The organism is Mesorhizobium norvegicum, from assembly GCF_004919685.1.
GTDB lineage: Bacteria > Pseudomonadota > Alphaproteobacteria > Rhizobiales > Rhizobiaceae > Mesorhizobium > Mesorhizobium norvegicum.
This window is the reverse complement of the sequence record NZ_SMYZ01000033.1, coordinates 14,184-34,051: the sequence shown is the minus strand read 5'-3', so window position 1 is coordinate 34,051 and position 19,868 is coordinate 14,184. Positions and strand designations below refer to the sequence as shown.

Genomic DNA, 19,868 nt, shown 5'->3' with positions numbered 1-19,868 from the left:
AGCTCCCGGGTGCGGCTCTGAGTCGCGATGTCATCGGTGCTCGCGTCGGGATGGTTTGACGACGGCTCCAGCCCCACTACCGCCTTGCGGAATCGCTTGCGATGACCGAGGAGCATACCGAGCTTCTCGAGGTCGGCGTCGGTCAGCTCCGGCAGGACTTCCGCGTCGATCGCGTTGTCGCGAAATGCCTGCTCGTATCGCTGGAGGCCGAGGCCTCGCAACCAAGCGGCAACGTCCACACAGCTCTCCCTAGGCTGAATTCGGGTCCCTCAGCCGCAATATTAACTCAGATGCCAGGGAAATGCTGTAGGCCCGGATTTCTGTCGAAGCTGGAAGGTCCCTCTCGAAGAATTGGGGGCTCGGAGACCGACAGGTTACCGCGGCGGTGACAGCTTTTGGCAGCAGCGGACGATACGCTCCTAGTGATCAAGCGTCCGCATCGGGTCACGGAGCGACGCTTGTGAATGCGCCGCTCCGCATACTTCAGAGTTCAACCTGTTCAGAGATCGCCAATGCGTCATCGACTTCGATGCCGAGGTAACGGACGGTGCTCTCCAGCTTCGTGTGACCGAGAAGCAGTTGCACAGCTCGGATGTTGCCGGTCTTCTTGTAGATCTGCGACGCCTTTGTCCGCCTCATTGAGTGCGTACCGTATCGTTTCGGGTCGAGGCCGATGCTGGCCACCCATCTGCCTACGATCCTCCCATACTGCCTCGTAGACATGTGCGGCTTAGCGCGAACCCGGCTGGGGAAAAGGAAATCCCTTTCGGTCAGGCCTCGGCGTGCTATCCATGTACCGACGGCCGCGCGTGTCTGCTCCGTGATCTCGAACTGCACTGGCCGCCCTGTCTTCTTCTGTACGATAACCGCCCGATCACGCACGCTACCCGAAAGGGCGACGTCTCCGACGGTGATCGTGACCAAGTCGCAACCGCGCAGCTTGCTGTCGATCGCGAGATTGAACAGCGCAAGATCGCGTTCTGCGCCTGATACCTGCAGTCGCGTCCGGATGCTCCAGACTTCTCGTGGCTTGAGCGGAGGCTTCTGGCCAACAATGTGGCCTCGGTTCCAACTAGGCATGGCCCTTCTCCCATGCCGCCCTCCACAGCCGCAGCGCCCGATCCGAGCCCGCAAATTGTACGTCTCGCCTGGAGCCGCCTCCGAGGATTCTGTTCGAAAGGTTACCGACTTGCGACTTGCGGCGTGTCCGATTAAGTGGACCACGGTAATGGGCGCACTCGCGCCAATTGTCGACGTTTGCAGTTATGCCAACAACGTCGCGTCTACTCGGCAAGCAGACTTACGGCCTTGCGGCATTTGGGAGTTCACTTGACGACCGAAAACTCGAACTGGTCCCCGCGGTAAACGGCCTTGTATTCGTCGTCGCGCCCCGGCGTCCTGAACACATTGCGAAAAATCGCCCCACAGCTTGTCAGTTCTCTGGGAAAGGCGTTGCACAAGAAATCGCCTTGCACCCACGAGGTTCCTACGCGGCTCCTCTGGCCAACGGTCTCGCTGACGGCGCCGTCGACCGAGGTTGTGCGCTGCATCGGCAGGAACGTGGGCATTACCAATTTTCCGCGCGTTTCGTGCCCGAACATGAGAGACTTTATTTCCGCCCCTGTGAGCCGGTCCTTCGGATTCATGCCTGCCTTTGCCAATGCCGGCAGCTCTGGCACACCTGCCTTGGTCAGCCCGGCCAAAAGGCGTTCGATATCGGCCGTATTCTTGAACACCATGTAATCCTGGGTCATCAACTGGCTCGGCCCCCTGTCCACCCGCCCAACAACCTTCCTAAGCGTTTCCAAAGCCGCCGCGGCCTGGTCTGTGCGCCCAAGATGCCCATAAGCCGAAATAAGGACCTGCAGGGCATAAAATTTCGCCCGTGGATCGGCCGATATAAGGTCCATCTTCTCGATAGAGCGAACCGCGTCCTCAAACTTCTCCTGGCCGAACTCGGCCAGTCCGGCTTGGTAGCGCCTGTAGTCCATCCACGAGTTTGGGTCGACGCGCGCAGCCGCATCGAGATAGCTAAGCACTTCCTTCGGCCTGCCGTTGAAATTCAGAGCATTGGCCAGCGAGAGATAATTCCAAGTATCGCTGGGATCGAGCGCCACCGACTTCAGAAGAACGGTAACTGCGTCGTCCGAGTCGTGCTCGCGGACCATCAACTCGGCGACGAGCTGATAGTAGCCCGGCGAAGGATCCCTGGCCGCCGCTTCCAGGGTTTCATAGATCTTGCCCTGGGCCACGTCGGTCGTAAGCCCCATTACTACGACCCGACCGACATCCGCGTCCCAGTAGGCCCAGGCGAGCTGGGCGTACGCCGCGCCGAAATCGGGGTCGAGTTGCACGGCTTGCTGGAAATACTTCACAGCCTGCGCAAACTCCTCGGGCGTGTTGATACGGTTGTAGATGTCCATCCCCTTGAGATAGGCCTCATAGGCCTCGGGATTACTGGTGCCTCCGGCCCGGGTAGCCGGCGCGCCGCTCACCAGGCGGAGCTGGAGCGCACCCGCGATGCTGCTGACAACGCCGTCCTGCAGCGCGAATACGTCTGCCCACCGGCCGTCGAAACGCTGCGCCCAGAGATGTCTGGAAGTCGAGCCATCGATCAGCTGCGCATTGATGCGCATGTCGTCGCCGACGCGGCGAATCGAGCCTTTCAGCAGGTATCGGACGCCCAATGCCGCCGCAATCTCCTTCGGGTCCTTGTCCTTGTAAGCGGAGGCCGCGTTGGGGGAGAAGACGAAAAGACCCGGCACACGCGCCAGTGCGGTCGTCAGATCCTCGGTGAAGCCGTTGGCGAGATATTCTTGTTCCTTGTCGTCGCTGAGATTGTCGAAGGGCAGGACGACTAGCGAGGGCCGGGTGTCGGCTGCCTCGCTGACGGTCGGAACGGCAAGCTGTGCAGGCCTCTCCCACGGCTGCCACCATGCTACTGCAAGGCCGAGAGCCAGGACGAGAACACCCGCCGCGACTGGAAGACGCCAGGCGCGCGGCTGGCGGCGAGCATGGAGGGTCTTGCCCGCTGCCGCTGGATCAAGCAGTACGCGATACGCCCGAACTGGTTCGGTGATGTTCTTAACCCTCTGTTCGCCCATTGACTCAAATGTGAACGCTAGCTTCCTCTCGACCTCCTTGGCCACTTTTCCCGAGACGCAGATGCCGCCCGGTTTCGCTAACTGCTGAAGTCTGGCCGCGATGTTGACCCCATCGCCATACCGGTCGTCGCCGTCAACGATCACCTCGCCGAGGTTGATACCGATCCGCACCAGGATCTGTTCCGACTCGGGAAGCGAGGCGTTGCGCTCGGACAGGCCGCGCTGCAGCGACACTGCACATTCGACGGCATCGACGACACTGCCGAATTCGGCCAGCATCCCATCGCCCATCAGCTTGAAGATATGGCCGTGGTGGCGAGCAATTTCGGGTTCGAACAGTTCTTTGCGCCCGGCACGAAGGCGTTCGAATGTACCGGCCTCATCGCGCTCCATCAGAGCCGAATAGCCCACTACATCTGCGGCTAAAATCGCGGAAAGCTTGCGATCCATTGTCGGCCTCGCCCCAGCGGATCATAGTATTGGTTGTTCTGAAAGGAAACCGACCTCACCAGCAATTCCCTTCTTCCGCACGTTTGATGGACCGCTGATACGGCGAGGTGTAACCAATGTCGTAGTCACCACATTCGAGACATTAGAGCTTGCCTGCCGGAATGGCTCGTTTGGGTCACAACTTCCGGTCCGCGAACGCGCAGGTCGAGAAGATCGCTGTCACCTTCGTCGAATGGTCGAGCTTCGGCTCCTTGGAAACTCGGTTGGACTGGAGCATTCTCGCTGACGCAAATGATGCGTCCGTTATCGCGGAAGCAATCCGGAAAAAGTCGGAACGCCAAGGCCCTGGTCCGCATGGTGCGAAAACATCGATCTCATACGCCATCGACGCATCTGTTGATGCCTTTGACAAACTCCTTGCTCCAACGTCGCGCAGGGTCATCGATATCTCAGGCGACGGAACAAACAATGACGGATCTTCACTTGAGGACAGCCGCCAGAGAGCGCTTCAGAAGGCAATCGTAATCAATGGTCTGCCGATAGGCACTGAAGTTGAAAATGGCGAGACGACCACGGAATATTATGAGCGGCACGTTATCGGAGGGCCCGGCTCGTTTGTTATTCCTGCTGACAGCTTCGCTGAATTTCAGTGGGCCATAGTAAACAAACTGATTCGAGAAGTTGGTTCCATTCCCGGCGAGACACGTTCTTAGAGTGGCCTACGTCTCGTTGTGTCGAGCGTTTGTGACGCAAGGGCACAGAAGACTGAAAGAAGACAGCCGCATGGGCCTTCTTTGCCGCCTGTGGTTCGCGCCCCCGGCTCGTGCTATCGTAATTCTGGGAGACGGCGGACGCGCCGTGAGCGCCCGCACGCTCTCCATTGTGGGAGGAACCAATGGCTTACTACGTATTGCTGTCGAGTTTCACAGATCAAGGCATCAAGAGCATCAAGGACACGCAGAAGCGTGCTGACGCTTTCAAGGCGATGGCCAGCAAGAGCGGCATCAAGGTTCACACGCTGTTGTGGACGCTTGGTCAATATGATGTCGTGGCGATTGCAGAAGCCGACGACGACATTGCTGCGACCGCACTAGCCTTATCGATCGCATCGCTAGGCAACATCAGAACCCAGACATTGAGGGCGTTCGACACGGCAGATATGGCCAAGATCTTGGCAAAGATGGCCTGACCGCCACTGTGCAGCCATGCGCAGGCGATCGAAGCCGGCAGCCGAGCCGAATGGCGGTAGGGTTGACTGTCTTCCCAGAGCGAAAACCCCCGGCGCGAGCAGGCTGTGTGAGAACTGATTGAGCAAATCAGACATAATGGCCGCATCGGGAACGGTGCGGCCATTATCATGAGATACATTGCTGGAGAACCGGACACTCAACCGGAGGCAGGCGAGCTAGCGGCCGGCCCAGAATGCCGGGTCGCCTTTCCCAACGTGTCGATCGGATCGTGCGCCATGAGAACAGAAAAAAGAACATCCTGAAACGTCAAGGGCGGCTGTGGCGCTACCGCGCGGCGGTTCCGATCATGGAGCAGTCGAATACCGGGCCGCCTGCTGGGTTATAGGACGCGAGCCTGGGTCGTGAGGGCATGCCCGCTATCTCGAGAAGCAGCTTTCGGCGGATCGCGACTTCGAACAAAGTGAGATCATCGATCCCGATCACGAATGCATCCGGTCCACCGATGACGCAATGCTCGTAATAGAGATCGAGATAGTGCGCACCAAAGGATTGAAGGCCGTTGGAACGACCATGCGGCAAGGACAGTGGCAGGCCATTGATGGTGATGCCGGAGCCTGTCAGCCGGTCCCGTATCGGCGCGACCGGCAGGCCGGCATTGTTGGGACCATCGCCCGATACATCGATCACGCGGCGCGCGCCTGCAGTGCGGCTCTGCGCAAACAGGTCAGCTGCCGACAGAAGGGCGCCGGAAATGGAAGTGCCAGGCTGCGCGGTGATAGGCTCGATCGCCAGGGCGTCGGCGAACCGTCTTGCGTCGTCGTAGCTACCGACGATCGTCCAGGGCAGGACGACGCGCTGATAGTTCGGCCCAGCCCATTCGAGATACGAAACCGCGACCATGCCGCGTGCGCCCGATCCTATGGCTCTTGCGAGGTCCGGGTGCCGGAATGCGTTGACGTAACCGTCACGCTGAACCCGTTGCTCGGACAAGCTCATCGACGATGAGACGTCCACGGCAAGGATCAATTGCAGATCGACTTCGGCCAGGTCGTCCACGGGACGGTCGGTCGAGTGAGCCTGTGACGCCATCGCGAAGAACAAAGTGAGCAGGTAGACGCCCGTGAGCCGTAGCACCGGTCTTGCACCCGCACATCGAGCAATCTGCACCAAGTAGTCCATGGCAAGCCTCTCGCTGACAATGCAATTGTCGGTCCGAGGCGTCTCCTGGGTCACGAACGGCTTCCGATCATTCGCCGAAATCCGCGCTCCCCGCCGGTCTGGATGATGATGGCTCTTCGCAGCGCGAAACCGTGCTAGGATCGAAGCATTGGACTGCGGCTTCGTGCGTGAGGAAACCGGCTTGAATAGCTCGCCGCACACGACGTTCGTACTCAACGGCGTTACCGCCGATCTGAGCAGCGAGACCTTGCGCGACAAGTCCAACATGACAATCGCACTTCGCCACCAGACCTTCGCGGTGCTTCGTCACCTTCTGGAGAACGCTGATCGCGTCGTCACCAAGGACAACCTGATGAGGGCGGTCTGGAACGGGATAGCCGTCACCGACGACAGCCTTGTGCAATGCATTCACGAGATCCGTGCGGCGCTCAACGACAGTCGGCAGGCCGTCGTGCAGACAGTGCCGAGGCGCGGTTACAGGCTGGTCCTTGCCTCAAATGCCGGACCGAGAATGGCCACCATCCTGGCCGCCGAAGTGGCCGCTGAGGGCCGGCCGACAGGCAAGGATGAGCGGAACTCTGCTGCAACTTTCCGGGCGTACAGGCAGATCATCGATCGGCTGCTGGTGCAACATGCGTGTCGCGTGTTCTGGAGCGCCGAAGAGAGCGTGGTCGCCGAGTTCGCCGGCCCCGTCGAGGCGATGCGGTGTGCGAGCGAGATCCAGCATGACGTCGATAGGCGGAACTGCGAAGTTCCCGAGACAAAGCGCCTGCGCTTCCGCATCGGCGTTCATCTGGGCTATGTCGTCGCCGAGGGCGACCACCTCGCGGGCGAGGCCGTCGAGGTCGCGGCTCATCTGCAAACGTTGTCACGACCGGGCGGGATTTGCGTCACGGAAGCGGTCCACGCCCAGGCTCAAGACCGACTCTCGCTGGAATTCATCGATCTCGGCGAGCACAAGCTGAAGGACGTCGCACGTGCCTTGCGCATCTACCGCGTACCCCTTGCTGCGGAGGAACCGGTCAGGTCGCCATTTCGCGGTCTCGATGCCTTCGAATTCGAAGATGCCGACCTCTTCTTCGGCCGAGCGCGGGCAATTGCTGCCTGCACTGCAAGACTGGAGCAGCAGGCAGCCAGCGGCACGGCATTCCTGCTCATCTACGGAATGAGCGGTTGCGGCAAGTCTTCCCTCCTGCGCGCTGGCCTGCTGCCGTCATTGACACTGCCTGGAGCCGTGGCAGGCATATCCTTGTGGCGCCGCTGCCTGATCCGCCTCTCCGAAGGACCGGATGCATTCGCTGTGCTTGCTGCGGCACTGCTTCGCGAAGCTGCTGTGCCGGAGCTGGCCTGCGAAGTAACAGCCGCGGAGTTTGCTCGGCTCTGCATGAGCACGCCGGATCGGGCAGTGGCGATGGTCCGACAGGCACTTCGCAAGGCCGCCGGGCCTGCTCGCTCGCAGATCAGATTGCTTGTCGCCATCGATCAGCTGGAGGACCTGTTCACGACGGAGAGGGAGCCGGGGACGCGCGAGGCCCTTGTGCGGCTCATGGCGGTGCTGGCCGCGAGCGGACTGGTCTGGGTGATAGCGGCGATCCGTTCGGACTTTTTTCACCGCTGCGGTGAGGTCCCGGGTTTCTCGGCGCTCAAGGACGGCCTCGCCAGCTACGAACTCCTGCCGCCGACTGGCCCAGAGATCGCGCAGATCATCCGCGAACCGGCGGGCGCTGCCGGGCTCCGCTTCGAGGAGAGTGCCGAGTTGGGGCGGCTCGATGATGTGCTGCAGGAGGCAGCAGCTGCCGATCCCGGATCATTGCCGCTTCTCGAGTTTGTGCTCGACGCGTTGTACGAGGCCGGCCGCGAGCGCCGAGTTCTCACCTTTGCGCACTATCGCGCGCTCGGCGGGCTCGAAGGCGCAATCGCGCGCCGCGCCGATGAAGTCGTAGACTTGCTCGCGCCCGAGATCCAGGAGGCCTTACCCGCGGTGCTGCGCGCACTCACCACGGCAAGTCCGGGCGATGAAACGGTCACGGCACGTCCGGCCCTGCTCACCGAAGTTGCAGGCACCCCCGCGCGATCGACCCTAGTCAGGGCCCTGATCGACGCACGGCTCCTCGTCAGCGATGAGGACGCCGGAGGGCATGTCTTCGTCCGCGTTGCACATGAAGCACTGTTGAGCCGTTGGCCGCGCGCCGGTGACATTGTGAATGCAAACCGGAACTTCCTCGAGACGCGCGACCGCCTCGGGGCCGACGCTCACCGTTGGCACCTAGAGAGCAGGAATCGAGAGCTTCTTCTTCCGTCCGGCAAACGTCTCGCGGAGGGCGAAGAACTGCTGCTGTCAAGACGGGAGGAGGTCGACGATGACGTCCTTGAATACATCGCGGCGTCCTTGCGTGCCCATCAGCAGAAAGAGGAGAAGGACCGGCACGCAGAGCTGGCGCTGATCGAGGCCGCCGAAGAGGCAAAACGCGAGCGCCTGGAGCGCGAGGCCGAGCGCCGGAACCTCGCGGCTGCCGCGGCAAACCGGCTTGCCCGACGTACGCGCAGTGCCGCGATTGTGGCGATAATGCTCGCTCTCATGGCGGGCGTAGGCGCACTGGTCGCCTTCAAGGCGCAGGAGGAAGCAAGGTGGCAACGCGACCAGGCGCTGCGTAACCAGTCTCTTTCGCTCTCGTTTCTGTCGCAGCAGTCCACGGCGACGGGCAACACCGAGGCTGCGATCCTCTTGGCGCTCGAAGCACTTTCCTCGAAAGACCAGTCCGAGCGGCCATATCTCTTTGAAGCGGAGGCAGCCCTCTACAAGGCCCTGCTGGCGCACCACCAGATCAAAATCTTCCGGCATGGCGCCGGCGTTGCGGATGCGGCGTTCAATCCGACCGGCGATCACATCGTCACTGCATCCTACGACAAAACTGCAGGCGTCTGGGATATCTCCAGCGGTGCCGAAACTGCAGTTCTAAAGGGTCATGAAGGGGCCGTGGAGAGGGCTGAATTCAGCCCGGACGGGAGCCGCATCGTGACGGCCGCGAGGGATGGCACTGCGCGCCTCTGGAACGCCATCTCGGGAGAACAGCTCTTCATCCTGCGGCCGGTAGGTAATTATCCAACGGCAATCTTCAGCCCGAATGGCAACCAGGTGCTGACGGCGGGGGAGAACAGCGATGCAGCGCTCTGGGACGCTCGGACCGGAAAGAAAGTCCTGAGTGTAAGCAGCGACGGATATGCACGGGCTGGCTTCAGTCCCGACGGTCGCAGCTTCGCGACGGCACGCAAGCACCTTGTTTCGATCTGGAATACCGCGAATGGCGCACTGACGCGGTCAATCCGGGTGAACTTCCGGCCCTACAGCCTGGCATTCAGCCCGGACGGAAGCCGACTGCTGGCTGGCGCGTGGGGCCCGTTTTCATACGACGGCGCTTCCAGCCTTTGCGAAGTGTCGAAAGGAACGGAGATCGCAAAGCTGGCCGGGCAGAAGAGCGACACGCAATTGAACGGTGTGATTTTCAGCCACGGGGGTCAGCGAATCGCCACGGTATCAATCGATGGAGCTGCCCGGATTTGGGATGGAGCGTTGGGAAAGCTGGATCACGTGCTCGGCCAGGAGGTTTCGGGTTTGAAGCTGGCTGATATCGGTGCGGATGAACGCGATGAGGAGATGAACGGTGCTTTCACCCCGGACGACCGCTTCCTGGCGACCGCTTCGGTCAATGGGCCGATCCGCATCTGGGACGTTGAACGCGCCTCGTTGGTCACGACGATCGCCGGTCATGAATCTTTAGTCGAGCATCTGGAATTCAGCCCGGTTGACAGCAACATTCTTCTCACTGCTTCACACGATGGCACCGCTCGGCTGTGGGATGTCGACGGCGCCCTGACGACGACGCTCTCTCATGAATATCGGCCGACTTTCGCAGTCTTCAGTCCCGACAATGTCCACCTGCTGACCGGTGGCGGCGACAGCGCGGCGCATCTGTGGGATGTTGTGAGCGGGCGCGAGATAAGCCGGCTTGATACCCGTGAGATCGTTCAACGTGCGACGTTCAGTCCCGATGGAAGGCGCGTCGCGACGGCATCTCTTGGGGGCCAGGTCCGAATTTGGGAGGTGGCCAGGGGATTCGAGACCGCCCAGTTCCGATCACATGGCGGACTGATCCAGATCCAGTTTGGTCGCGATGGCAAATCGCTAGTTTCCGCATCGATCGACGGTACCGCCCAGCTGTGGGACGCGGCGACCGGTACCGAGCTGGCCGTCATTAATACGAGCAGCAAGCTGCCGCAGGCCATTCTTAGCCCCGACGGACGTCTGATCCTCGCGGCCAGGGAAGACAATGCGGGCCACCTTCTGAAGGCGGGCGGGGCTGAGCTTAAGGCTCTTGTGGGGCATCAGGATCGCATCACGGCAGCGGCCTTCAACCCGAACGGTCAACTGGTCGCCACGGGCTCACTCGACCACACGGCCCGAATTTGGTCGATCACGGACGGAGCAAACGTCGTAACGCTAGAGGGACATACCGACGAGGTGACGGTGGTCGCCTTCAGCCCGGACGGTCAGTCGCTGCTGACTGCCTCCCGCGATGGAACCGTCCGGATCTGGAGCGTCTCTGGTGGACTGGAAAGGGCCGTTCTTAGGGGCCACGGCGGCGCGGTGGACAGCGCCCAGTTCAGTCCCAGTGGTTTGTATGTCGTGACCGCGTCGTCCGAAGATCGCACGGTCAGGCTATGGGCGACGCAATCGGGGCGCCAGATTGCCGTCCTTGCCAGCCAGGACGAAGCGACCGTTCAACCGAGCCTTACACGCGCAGCTTTCAGTTCCGACGGCACCCAGGTCGCGATTATTTCCGGCGAAGAAAGGGTCCGTATCGTTCGCGTCTTCCAGACACCCAACGACCTCATTGACTTCGCCCGGCGCACCGTGCCTCGCGAACTCACCCCTTGCGAGCGGCGAAGCTTCTTCCTTCCTGAAGACCCAGCAGCTGGTACTTGTCCGGGCTGATGTCGGCAACGGGGTCAGATCTTGCCGCTTGAGCCGGCGCCGGAACGGGCAACTTAGCGCCATCTCAGGACCTACGGAATCGCCATCGGGACTGTCGCGTATCGACCCTTCCCTGCTCTTCGTTCGGAGAACCTCTACGCAAGCTCGGACCCTCAGCGAAACATCAGATTGCTCTGAATGCGAACGCGGCAGCCAATTTCTCAGCCGCCGCCTCGCACCGTGAAAATTAAGCTGCGTCATACCGCCATCGACGACCAGTTCCGATCTGGTTATGAAGGAGGAATCGTCGCTCGCGAGGAACACGGCTGCTTGGGCGACGTCCTTCACCTCGCCGAATCGATGAAGCGGGAACTGGGCCTCGATTCCCGAGCCGGCTTCGAACTGGCGGATCGAACGGCAGCTTTCCACCTGATCCGGACCTCTATGGTCGTTCCGTGGACAGACAGCATCGGGTCAATTTCAGACAAACGTTTTGGAATTCAGATGCCTCGCTTAGAGACAAACCCGTCAACTTCATGCGGCGCTTAGCGGACCTTTTGGTCGGTCGCAATGGCGCGTCGTTTAATTAGCCACAATGTCAGCCCAATGAAGCCGCCGGCGGCGATGATGGCCTTTCGGCGCTGGAAGCGCAGCGAAAGCAGCGCCTTCTCTTCCACCTCGGGAAAAACCGGCAGCTCGCCGTCTACCATGAGATCAGCGAGGTCGAGTTCTATCACAGCTCTCGAATCCACGCTGTAGACGGTCTTGCGTCAACGGTGGAGACCTTCTGCGCCGCTACCACAACCCTACACTACGCATTGGCGGGCGCCTGGGCTACCTCCTGTGGAGGGGCCTCGGCAGGAGTGACTGCGTTGATGCATTTCTGCCAGACTCCCTCAACGACCTTCTGCGTCTCCGGATCGAAGCGGAAGCGCTTCCTAACGGCGAAGTCGAGTTGGGTGTCCCAAAGACGCTGAGGATTGCCAGCGGGCGGATTGGGCGCCGCTTGCCGCTGATCAGAAAAATCCCGCAAACACGATCCGCGGCTGCTCAGGCCTGCGCTAGGTTTCCGTCGAGGGGAAATCGTTGTCGGTCCGGTCCAAAATCGGCGTCGGGGCTGGGAAAGGCACGATATCGCGGCTCTTGATGAAGATCGCACGGTGAGATCGGGCGGCATCCTGAAGTCGAACTCCCTTCCTTCGGGGGTTTGATGTAGTCTGGGCGGGTAGTCGCCGACAGCCATGGAGTTGGATACGATGACGTATTTCGATCTAGGCACCTTCTCCCGCCGGCTGGACAACACGCCTTCCGAGGCGCAGATGTGGTTCGACCGGGGGCTGATCTGGCAATACGGATTTAACCACGAAGAGGCCATTGCCTGTTACGAGCGCGTGCTCGAAGTGGCGCCTTCAAACGTCATGGCGCGATGGGGAATTGCCCACTGTCTAGGCCCAAACTACAACAAGCTATGGGACTTCTTCGGGCCAGAAGAGCGTATTGCCGCTTTGACGCGGGCGCATGTATTGCTGGCGGAGGCGCGCGATCTGTCCGCAATCCAAGTCGAGCGCGCATTGCTTGATGCGCTGACGTCGCGGTTCCCTACTGATCCTGAGATTACGGATTACGGCCCTTGGAATGACGATTTCGCTGCAGCGATGCGCCGAGTATACGAGAGATTCCCTGACGATCTGGATGTGACCGCGATCTTTGTCGAGGCACTGATCAACCGCACGCCTTGGGCGCTGTGGGATACTCGGACCGGGCAGCCTGCCGCTGCCACCTCGACGGAGGAAGCGCGCGCGGCATTGGACGGCGCCTTCACGACCCAGCCAGCAGCCTGGGGACATCCGGGGTTGTTGCATTTCTACATTCATCTGATGGAGATGTCGTCGACGCCAGAAAAAGCCTTGCCGCATGGTGATCGGCTGGTGCGCCTCGTGCCAGACTCTGGGCATCTTGTGCATATGGCGACGCATATCGACGTGCTTTGCGGCGACTACCACAATGTCGTGGCGCGCAACCGGCAGGCGGCTCAGGTGGATCGTTCATATTTCGCTCATGCAGGCGGTGAGAACTTTTACACGGTCTACCGGATCCACAACCTTCACTTTCAAATCTACGGGGCCATGTTCCTTGGTCGCCCTTCGGATGCCTTCGAGGCCGCGAGGGCATTGGCGGAAAACCTGCCAGAGCCGGTGGTGCGTTACATGCCAGAGATGTTTGAAGCCTTCGCGCCGATGAAGTTGCACGTACTTATCCGCTTTGGCCGCTGGTCCTGCATCCTGAAAGAGGCCTTCCCCGAAGATGCCGAGCTTTACTCCTTCAGCACCGTCCTGTTGCATTATGCCCGGACCGTGGCTCTGTCCAACCTCGGTAGAATTCCCCAGGCAGAGGAAAGCGCTAGCCTTTTCGCGGCGGCGCGCGATGCAGTGCAACCCGAGCGCATGCTGTTCAACAACCCATGCGCCGATATCCTGAAGGTTGCCGAAGCGATGATGCTGGGGGAGTTGCACTACAAGTCCGGCCGCGTCCATGAAGGTCTGGACTTCCTGCGGCGTGCGGTCGATCTCGACGACAATTTGCTCTATGACGAGCCATGGGGTTGGATGCAGCCGACGCGACACGCGCTTGGCGCATTGCTGATGGATGCCGAACGATATGCCGAAGCTGAGGCTGTCTATCGCGCCGACCTTGGGCTTGATGCGACGTTGCCGCGGCCTTGCCAACACCCACGCAACGTCTGGAGCCTTCACGGCCTGCTTGAATGCCTTAGCCGACGTGGTGACGCGGTAGAAGTCAGCCAGGTCCGACAGCAGTTGGATCAGGCGCTGGCGCATGCAGAGGTGCCGATCATGGCATCATGTGCCTGTCGGAGCGCACCGCGATAAGTGGCAAGCATCCCCTCGCCACGTTGCACCTCAGCGCCATAAAAGCCAGCATCGAGCAGCGTCTCGCACGCGTCCATTGCGCGCGCGAAGCCGGCCGTCACTCTGCTGCAGGGCAATGATGCCCTGCACGAAGTCCTTGTCGAACCGTGGCAGTGCAGGTCCGCGATCTCGCGCATCCGCTAGGCCAGATGCTGCTCCAGTGCCTCCATGCTGGTAAAGCTCTGCCTCGCCACCACCCCTTCACTGAGAACCCCTCGTCAGGGCCCCGGGGGCATCCGTATGCATGCAACCCGCCTCAACGTCCGCTCAGAGGTCGTCTGCCGAATGGCAGCTATCCGCCGAGTTCGCCCCGATAGCGGACCGACGGGTTCCGGCCCATTGCCGTCATTTCTGCGGTAGCGTCCGATGTTGGCGGATATTCGCTTCTGGCGCGATCGGGGCGGCTCGACAACCACACAGAAGGCTTTCTCATCTCGGGCCTTCCGAGCAACAAGATCGCCGGATCACCGGATGTAGTCGGGCAACCGCGCAAGCAATCAGAACGCTCCGTGCCCCCCTGGTCTTCCTTCAGGCACTACTGCGTCGACTATTTTGGGGGCGGAAGGCTACGAAGAGTAAGTTTTGAGGGGCAGGGGCCTATCTCCGCGCCTCATCCGCAGCCAACGTTGGCCCCGACAAAGACAGCGAAATGCGCCGCGAGACCGGCAAGAAGGGTTGGCTGGCGCAAAAGCTTTCCCATGGCGGACTTGAGTTGATTGCGCTCGCTAAGAAGCTGCTTCACTATCCCGTCAGTGGCCGGCAGCGCAGCTTTGGCCGGACGCTGCGAAGACGTTGGCGGACGCTGGGTATCTGTCGAGTGCTGGAAGCAGTACACACAGCTTGCAGTCTCGCGAATGCTGGCATGAAGCAGAAACGTGCACGCGCGGCACGAAAGGTTGAGACCAATCATCGCCTTCGGCGCCCGAACCAGCCATTGCAGTTTTGCAACAAGAGGTCGCCCCTATAGGGCGCCCGACCGACACCTCGATTAAGGTCCGGGACCGGGGCGGCCGTACCCGCCCCCAAAGCCAAATCACTCTTAATGACCCATTTTATCGCATTTGCAGTATCTGCGGTTCCCATTTCTTCCAGGCGCCCGTTGTTGCTATTCTGGTACTAAGTCATCCGTCGTCCAGCGGTGTCGAAGAGGCAGACGCGATCGGCCTGGAGCTGCAGCCAGATGATTTCGTCAGGCTGCATGCTGATCCGCTCGTGAAACATCGCCACCACGGTCTGGCCGCCGACGGTCGCGGTCACTTGCGTTTCGGGGCCGAGGGGTTCGACGACCACGATCCGGGCCGGGATACCGGAACCTGCCGGGGCGATGGTGAAATATTCCGGCCTGATGCCGTAGATCGCTTCGGTGCCGGATGGCTTGGAGACGCTGCCGGGCAGCGGCAGCACGATGCCGTCATTGGTCTTGAAGACAGGCCGGCCGACGGCGCTGTCGAAGCGGCCTTTCAGCAGGTTCATCGACGGCGAGCCGATGAATTCGGCAACGAACATGCTCTGCGGGTCGTCATAGAGGTCGAGCGGCCGGCCGACCTGCTCGACATGTCCGCCATTCATCACCACAATCCGGTCGGCCATGGTCATGGCCTCGACCTGGTCATGCGTGACATAGATCGTGGTCGTGGCAAGACGACGATGCAGGCTCTTGATCTCGGCGCGCATGGCGACGCGCAGTTTGGCATCTAGATTGGACAGGGGCTCGTCGAACAGGAAGACCTGCGGTTTGCGCACGATCGATCGACCCATGGCCACGCGCTGGCGCTGGCCGCCCGACAGCTGGCGCGGATAGCGCTCGAGAAGCGGCGTCAGCCCCAGTATCTCAGCGGCTTCCGCAACCCGCTTCTGCTTCTCCGCTTTGGGCGCGCCGGCCAGCGTCAGTGAAAACGCCATGTTCTCGGCCACCGTCATATGCGGATAGAGAGCATAGTTCTGGAACACCATCGAGATGTCGCGCTGCTTGGGAGCCAGGTCGTTGACGACCCGCCCGCCGATGCCGATCGTCCCGCCAGTGATGTTTTCCAGCCCCGCGATCATCCGCAACAGTGTCGATTTTCCGCAGCCGGATGGGCCGACGAGCACCACGAACTCGCCGTCGCGGATGTCGACGGAGACGCCATGAAGCACCTCGACCGGACCATATGCCTTGCGAGCTTTGTCGATCGTGACGTTCGCCATCAGACCGCTCCGACCCTGATTTCGTTGGATGACAGGGCGCCTTCATGCACCAGCAGGCCGATGCCGCCGTCGTGGAAAGCCTCGGGGCTGCTGTCTTGCGCAAAAAGCGAGATGCCGTCGGCCTCGAAGGTGATGCGGTCGCCCTTGGCCGCCACTTTCATCGATATCGATTTCTCGAATTCGGTATTGAAGGCGGTCTCGGCGAGCACCTCGGTGTTCTCGTCGCGGACGCGAACAATCTGCATCCTGCCGTCGCGGGTGACGCGGGCGCCATAATAGCGGCGCAGGCCCTGCGCCCGGATGGCGAGACCACCATAATTGCCGAGATGTATCATCACATCGCCGGACGCCTGGTAATCGGCCCACTGGCGCGTGCCATGGATGATGATGCCTTCGCCGCTGTTCTGCGAGATACGGAACGCGGCCGGATAGCGCTTGGAGAAGAAGTCTGCGCCGTTGACCCAGGACAAGCGCCAGAAATCGCCATCGCCAGCCGGGCGCTTCAGCGTCAGCTCGGGCGTGCCATCCCACCTGACATAGTCGACAAGCAAGCGGCCATCGGCGCGCTTGCCGGTGCCGGAAAGCGCCAGGCCGAGCTCGGCGATCGGCTGGCCGCCGGTGTCCGGCAAAGTCCATTCGAGAACGGCCTCCTTGCCCGGCTCGACGATCATTGGGGAGCCGTCGACATTGCGCAATTCGTCATGCTCGTCGTAAACGCGCGCCCGCAGTCTTACCTCGACGGCGCCGCGGTTCTTTTGATCGGCAACGACGCGAGCGCGCATGACCTGACCGGGATAGACAAGCGGCGTCGCCATGAGGTCGTAAGTACGCATGTTGAGCATTTCGCGCGGCGAGAAGGTTGGACTGGTCACAACTGCGACCTGCGTAGGCCCCAATGCCTCATAGTCGATTGCAAGAGCACGGCTGCCCTCGAACTCGGCATTGCCGATGCGCACCGCGCGACTGACATCAAGGCCGGTCTGCGGCCTGAAGCCCTGCTGGCTGCCGGGCAGCGAGAAATGGAACTGCGCGCCGGTCTTGGGAGCATCAAGCTTTTGCCTGCCGGCCAATTGCAGGCCGAGGTTGGCGAGGAAATAGGCTTGGCGAACCGCGTCGTTGATCGAGTTGCCGCCATCAGCGGACGAAATCAGCATGCGGTCGGCGATCGGCCCGCGCCAGTCCGGGCCCTCGTCCAGCCCTTCGAGCCCGTTCATGATGCCGAGCAGGCAGCCGACGTTGCCGGCATTGCAATCCGTATCCCAGCCCGACGTGTTGACGATCATCTGGGACTTCTGGAAATCCTGCGGTGCGTAGAGCACGGCCATGATCATCAGCGCATGGTTTGGTACGACGTGGCAGTTGCCGGGATACTTGTCGTAGCCGTAGTGATGCTCGATCTTCTGACGGGTGTCGCGCCAGTCGGGATGCGCCTTGTGCCAAGCCCTGATATCGGCGATCAGACTGGCGATCAGGCAGTCCTGAGGTATTTGCCTCAAGCCGGTGTCGATCAGATGGTCGATGTCCGAGGAGCCGAAAGCTTCAGCCTCCATCGCCGCCCAGAGCATCGCAGCGTAGACGGATTCACCATCATGGCTGACCTTGCCAGCCTGTTCGGCGAGCTTTGCGGCAAGTTCCGGCTGGCGCGGCGCGACCATGGCCCAGCCGTCGATGAAGATCTGTGCGCCGATCTGTTCGGCGACAGCCTGTCCGTTGGTTGCGATCGAACCGGAATGCGGCGCCGAAACACCCTTCTTGAGGTTCAGCCATGCGGTATGTTCGGTGGAATTGCCGTTGCCGCCCCACCACAGGATCGCACGCTCCTCGACGATGTAGTTGAGCCAGGCCTTGCCGATTTCCTCGGCCGACAGGCTTGCCTTGATGCCGTAGTCTTCCAGCGCGCGAACGAAGGTGAAGGTGCCGGCGACATCGTCGTCGGTGACGACGAGCGGCTGGTTCAGGCGCTCATGCACGTAGTATTCGATCGGCCCGAGCTCATCCATGATCTTCTGGTACGTCCAGCCCTCGAAAGGACGGCCGAGATAGACCCCCACCAGCTTGCCGAGGACACCGGCATAGACGCGTTCGAGATAGTCGTTGGGAAACTGCATCGTTCACTCCACAATTCGAAAGGGGATCAGCCCTTCACCGAGCCGCCGGCCATGCCCTCGATGAAACGCTTCTGCATGAAGACGAAGAGCAGGACGACGGGCACGACGATGATGAGGGCAGCGGCCATGATCTCACCCCAGTCGGAACTGTACTGGCCGGAGAGCAGATAGAAGGCGATGACGGCGGTGACGTTCTCCTGCTTCTGCAGGAAGGTCGTCGCTATCAGGAACTCGTTCCACGAATTGAGGCCGATGATAAGCGCCACTGTGAGGATGCCGGGCGAGACGATGGGCAGCATGACCCGCCAGAAGACCTGCCAGGAGGTGGCGCCATCGACGATCGCCGCTTCCTCGAGTTCCTTCGGAACGGCGATGAAGTAGGTTCTGAGCAGCATCACCGCAAAGGGGCTGTAGAGTGCCGTGTAGATCAGCGCGACGCCGAAAATATTGTTGATCAGGCCAAGCTTGGCGAAGCCGAAATAGAGCGGGAAGATGTAGAGCTGGATCGGCGCCGTCGTCGTCGCGAGCAGGTAGAAGGTGAAGATCTTCCACGATTTGATCTTCTTGCGAGCCAGCACATAGGCGGTCAGCGATGAGGTTGAGCAGACCAGCACGATCGTCGTGCCGCTGACGACCAGGGAGTTCACGAAGGTCTTCGAAAACTTCGCATGGTTCCAAGCATTGACGAAATTCTGCCAGCGGATCGGTCCTGGCAGGCCCAGCGGATTTTGCACGATCTCGGCAGCCGGCTTCAGGGAATTGAGCACCAGAAGCGCGATCGGAAACAGAGCGATGAAGGCGAACAGGCCGAGAAGCACATAGGAAACCGTCAGCGTCAGGCGGCTTTCGACAAGGCTCATTGCTCCCCCTCCCGCGTCTGGATACGGACATAGAAGAAGGTGCCGACCAGCCCGAACAGGCTGATGACGAGCGCCGCCGCCGCCGCCTGCCCGACGTTCAGGTCATAGAATGCTTTCCGATAGGCGAGGGTGGACAGGAGTTCGCTCGAAAATGCCGGACCGCCCTGGGTCATGATGTAGACGAAGTCGAAGGCGAGGAACGACCAGATCACCGTCATGATCATCATGAGTGTTATCGTCGGCCGAATGCCGGGCAACAGCACGTAGCGCATCATCTGGAAATAGGTGGCGCCCTCGAGCCGCGCGGCCTCGATCTGCTCCTGCGGCACCTGGCGCAGCGCCGCGAAAAAGATGACGCAAAGAAAACCCCACCAGTGCCAAAGATCGACCGTCGCGACACCGAACAGCGCAAGCGGCGGCTGCGTCAGCGGGTTGGGGATTGGCATGCCGTACTTCTTGAGGATGCCGAAGATCCCGGTCACCGGGCTGTAGATCATGCCCTGCCAGACGCGAGCGGTGATGGCGGTGGCAATGACGACGGGGAGGAAATAGACGATCTGGAAGAAGTTGCTGCCGCGGCGCACGATCAGCAGCATCGATGCGGCGGCGAGGCCCATGAGGATCGGCACGGTCAGGAAAACCAGCGTCCAGACCATGTTGTTGCCGAGCGCCGACCAGAAGACGCGATCGGCTGCCAACGCCCGGAAATTGTCGAGGCCGGCAAAGGTCGGCGCTGAGATGCCGTCCCAATTGCAGAAGGCGAGAGCGGCCGTCAGCAGTGCCGGAACGAGCACGATGACGACGTTGATGATCATCGTCGGGACGATGTAGAGCCGATGCATGGAATTCCTCCGGGGGAGGGCGACGCATACCGCGCCGCCCTCAGCGGTG

13 protein-coding genes and 1 pseudogene are annotated in these 19,868 nt (G+C 61.1%); 4 read left to right on the top strand and 10 right to left on the bottom strand.

Annotation, left to right across the window (positions count from 1 at the left end):
* The 3 genes from FCU66_RS13020 to FCU66_RS13010 form a co-directional block, all read right to left on the bottom strand.
* Positions 1 to 239, bottom strand: a 239-nt coding sequence (locus FCU66_RS13020; protein ID WP_136620677.1) for an SAM domain-containing protein, incomplete at its 3' end; no start/stop codon positions are given.
* Between the two features lie 244 nt (positions 240 to 483).
* Positions 484 to 1,080: a tyrosine-type recombinase/integrase gene (locus FCU66_RS13015; RefSeq protein WP_136620676.1), complete on the bottom strand. Its 597-nt coding sequence runs from the start codon at positions 1,078 to 1,080 to the stop codon at positions 484 to 486.
* A gap of 245 nt (positions 1,081 to 1,325) precedes the next feature.
* A complete protein-coding gene (locus FCU66_RS13010; RefSeq protein ID WP_136620675.1) occupies positions 1,326 to 3,554 on the bottom strand; it encodes an adenylate/guanylate cyclase domain-containing protein in 2,229 nt (742 codons plus the stop codon).
* Positions 3,555 to 3,724: 170 nt separating this feature from the next.
* Here FCU66_RS13010 and FCU66_RS13005 point away from each other — a divergent pair, with 170 nt between their 5' ends.
* Positions 3,725 to 4,267: a DUF1194 domain-containing protein gene (locus FCU66_RS13005; protein WP_168992062.1), complete on the top strand. Its 543-nt coding sequence runs from the start codon at positions 3,725 to 3,727 to the stop codon at positions 4,265 to 4,267.
* 182 nt (positions 4,268 to 4,449) lie between these two features.
* The gene (locus tag FCU66_RS13000; RefSeq protein ID WP_136620673.1) at positions 4,450 to 4,743 is read left to right on the top strand and encodes a GYD domain-containing protein; all 294 of its coding nucleotides are present in this window, start codon (positions 4,450 to 4,452) and stop codon (positions 4,741 to 4,743) included.
* A 325-nt stretch (positions 4,744 to 5,068) separates the two neighbouring features.
* Here the strand turns inward: FCU66_RS13000 and FCU66_RS12995 are convergent, their stop codons facing one another.
* Positions 5,069 to 5,923 (bottom strand): DUF1194 domain-containing protein, encoded by an 855-nt coding sequence (locus tag FCU66_RS12995; RefSeq protein ID WP_168992061.1) that lies wholly within the window; start codon positions 5,921 to 5,923, stop codon positions 5,069 to 5,071.
* A 148-nt stretch (positions 5,924 to 6,071) separates the two neighbouring features.
* Between FCU66_RS12995 and FCU66_RS12990 the strand changes: the two genes are divergently transcribed.
* Positions 6,072 to 10,916 (top strand): nSTAND1 domain-containing NTPase, encoded by a 4,845-nt coding sequence (locus tag FCU66_RS12990; RefSeq protein WP_181956549.1) that lies wholly within the window; start codon positions 6,072 to 6,074, stop codon positions 10,914 to 10,916.
* A 246-nt stretch (positions 10,917 to 11,162) separates the two neighbouring features.
* Here FCU66_RS12990 and FCU66_RS42545 read toward each other — a convergent pair.
* Both FCU66_RS42545 and FCU66_RS12980 read right to left on the bottom strand, forming a co-directional pair.
* Positions 11,163 to 11,324, bottom strand: a pseudogene (locus FCU66_RS42545) (SDR family oxidoreductase); the annotation flags it as partial.
* Positions 11,325 to 11,440: 116 nt separating this feature from the next.
* Positions 11,441 to 11,632: a hypothetical protein gene (locus tag FCU66_RS12980; protein WP_136620670.1), complete on the bottom strand. Its 192-nt coding sequence runs from the start codon at positions 11,630 to 11,632 to the stop codon at positions 11,441 to 11,443.
* A gap of 519 nt (positions 11,633 to 12,151) precedes the next feature.
* On the opposite strand from FCU66_RS12980, the gene FCU66_RS12975 reads away from it, so the two are divergent.
* Positions 12,152 to 13,783, top strand: coding sequence for a tetratricopeptide repeat protein (locus FCU66_RS12975; RefSeq protein ID WP_136620669.1), 1,632 nt, complete (start codon positions 12,152 to 12,154; stop codon positions 13,781 to 13,783).
* Between the two features lie 1,155 nt (positions 13,784 to 14,938).
* Here the strand turns inward: FCU66_RS12975 and FCU66_RS12970 are convergent.
* Genes FCU66_RS12970 through FCU66_RS12955 form a run of 4 tightly spaced genes read right to left on the bottom strand, consistent with a single transcriptional unit; the run spans position 14,939 to position 19,819 of the window.
* A complete protein-coding gene (locus FCU66_RS12970) occupies positions 14,939 to 16,009 on the bottom strand; it encodes an ABC transporter ATP-binding protein (protein ID WP_136620668.1) in 1,071 nt (356 codons plus the stop codon).
* The gene (locus tag FCU66_RS12965; protein WP_136620667.1) at positions 16,009 to 18,117 is read right to left on the bottom strand and encodes an ADP-ribosylglycohydrolase family protein; all 2,109 of its coding nucleotides are present in this window, start codon (positions 18,115 to 18,117) and stop codon (positions 16,009 to 16,011) included. Before FCU66_RS12965 ends, FCU66_RS12970 begins: the two co-directional genes overlap by 1 nt.
* Positions 18,118 to 18,143: 26 nt before the next feature.
* Positions 18,144 to 18,977, bottom strand: coding sequence for a carbohydrate ABC transporter permease (locus tag FCU66_RS12960; protein ID WP_136620666.1), 834 nt, complete (start codon positions 18,975 to 18,977; stop codon positions 18,144 to 18,146).
* Positions 18,974 to 19,819 carry a carbohydrate ABC transporter permease gene (locus FCU66_RS12955; RefSeq protein ID WP_136620665.1) on the bottom strand — a complete coding sequence of 282 codons (846 nt, stop codon included), beginning with the start codon at positions 19,817 to 19,819 and terminating at the stop codon, positions 18,974 to 18,976. The genes FCU66_RS12960 and FCU66_RS12955 overlap by 4 nt, the downstream gene beginning before the upstream one ends.
* Positions 19,820 to 19,868 lie beyond the last annotated feature (49 nt).

What these genes read in the sequence shown, in the direction of transcription:
- FCU66_RS12975 (WP_136620669.1), top strand. Translation starts at nt 12,152, where the DNA reads ATGACGTATTTCGATCTAGGCACCTTCTCCCGCCGGCTGGACAACACG.
- FCU66_RS12965 (WP_136620667.1), bottom strand. Translation starts at nt 18,117, where the DNA reads ATGCAGTTTCCCAACGACTATCTCGAACGCGTCTATGCCGGTGTCCTC.
- FCU66_RS12955 (WP_136620665.1), bottom strand. Translation starts at nt 19,819, where the DNA reads ATGCATCGGCTCTACATCGTCCCGACGATGATCATCAACGTCGTCATC.
- FCU66_RS13000 (WP_136620673.1), top strand. Translation starts at nt 4,450, where the DNA reads ATGGCTTACTACGTATTGCTGTCGAGTTTCACAGATCAAGGCATCAAG.
- FCU66_RS13015 (WP_136620676.1), bottom strand. Translation starts at nt 1,080, where the DNA reads ATGCCTAGTTGGAACCGAGGCCACATTGTTGGCCAGAAGCCTCCGCTC.
- FCU66_RS12970 (WP_136620668.1), bottom strand. Translation starts at nt 16,009, where the DNA reads ATGGCGAACGTCACGATCGACAAAGCTCGCAAGGCATATGGTCCGGTC.
- FCU66_RS12995 (WP_168992061.1), bottom strand. Translation starts at nt 5,923, where the DNA reads ATGGACTACTTGGTGCAGATTGCTCGATGTGCGGGTGCAAGACCGGTG.
- FCU66_RS13010 (WP_136620675.1), bottom strand. Translation starts at nt 3,554, where the DNA reads ATGGATCGCAAGCTTTCCGCGATTTTAGCCGCAGATGTAGTGGGCTAT.
- FCU66_RS12960 (WP_136620666.1), bottom strand. Translation starts at nt 18,977, where the DNA reads ATGAGCCTTGTCGAAAGCCGCCTGACGCTGACGGTTTCCTATGTGCTT.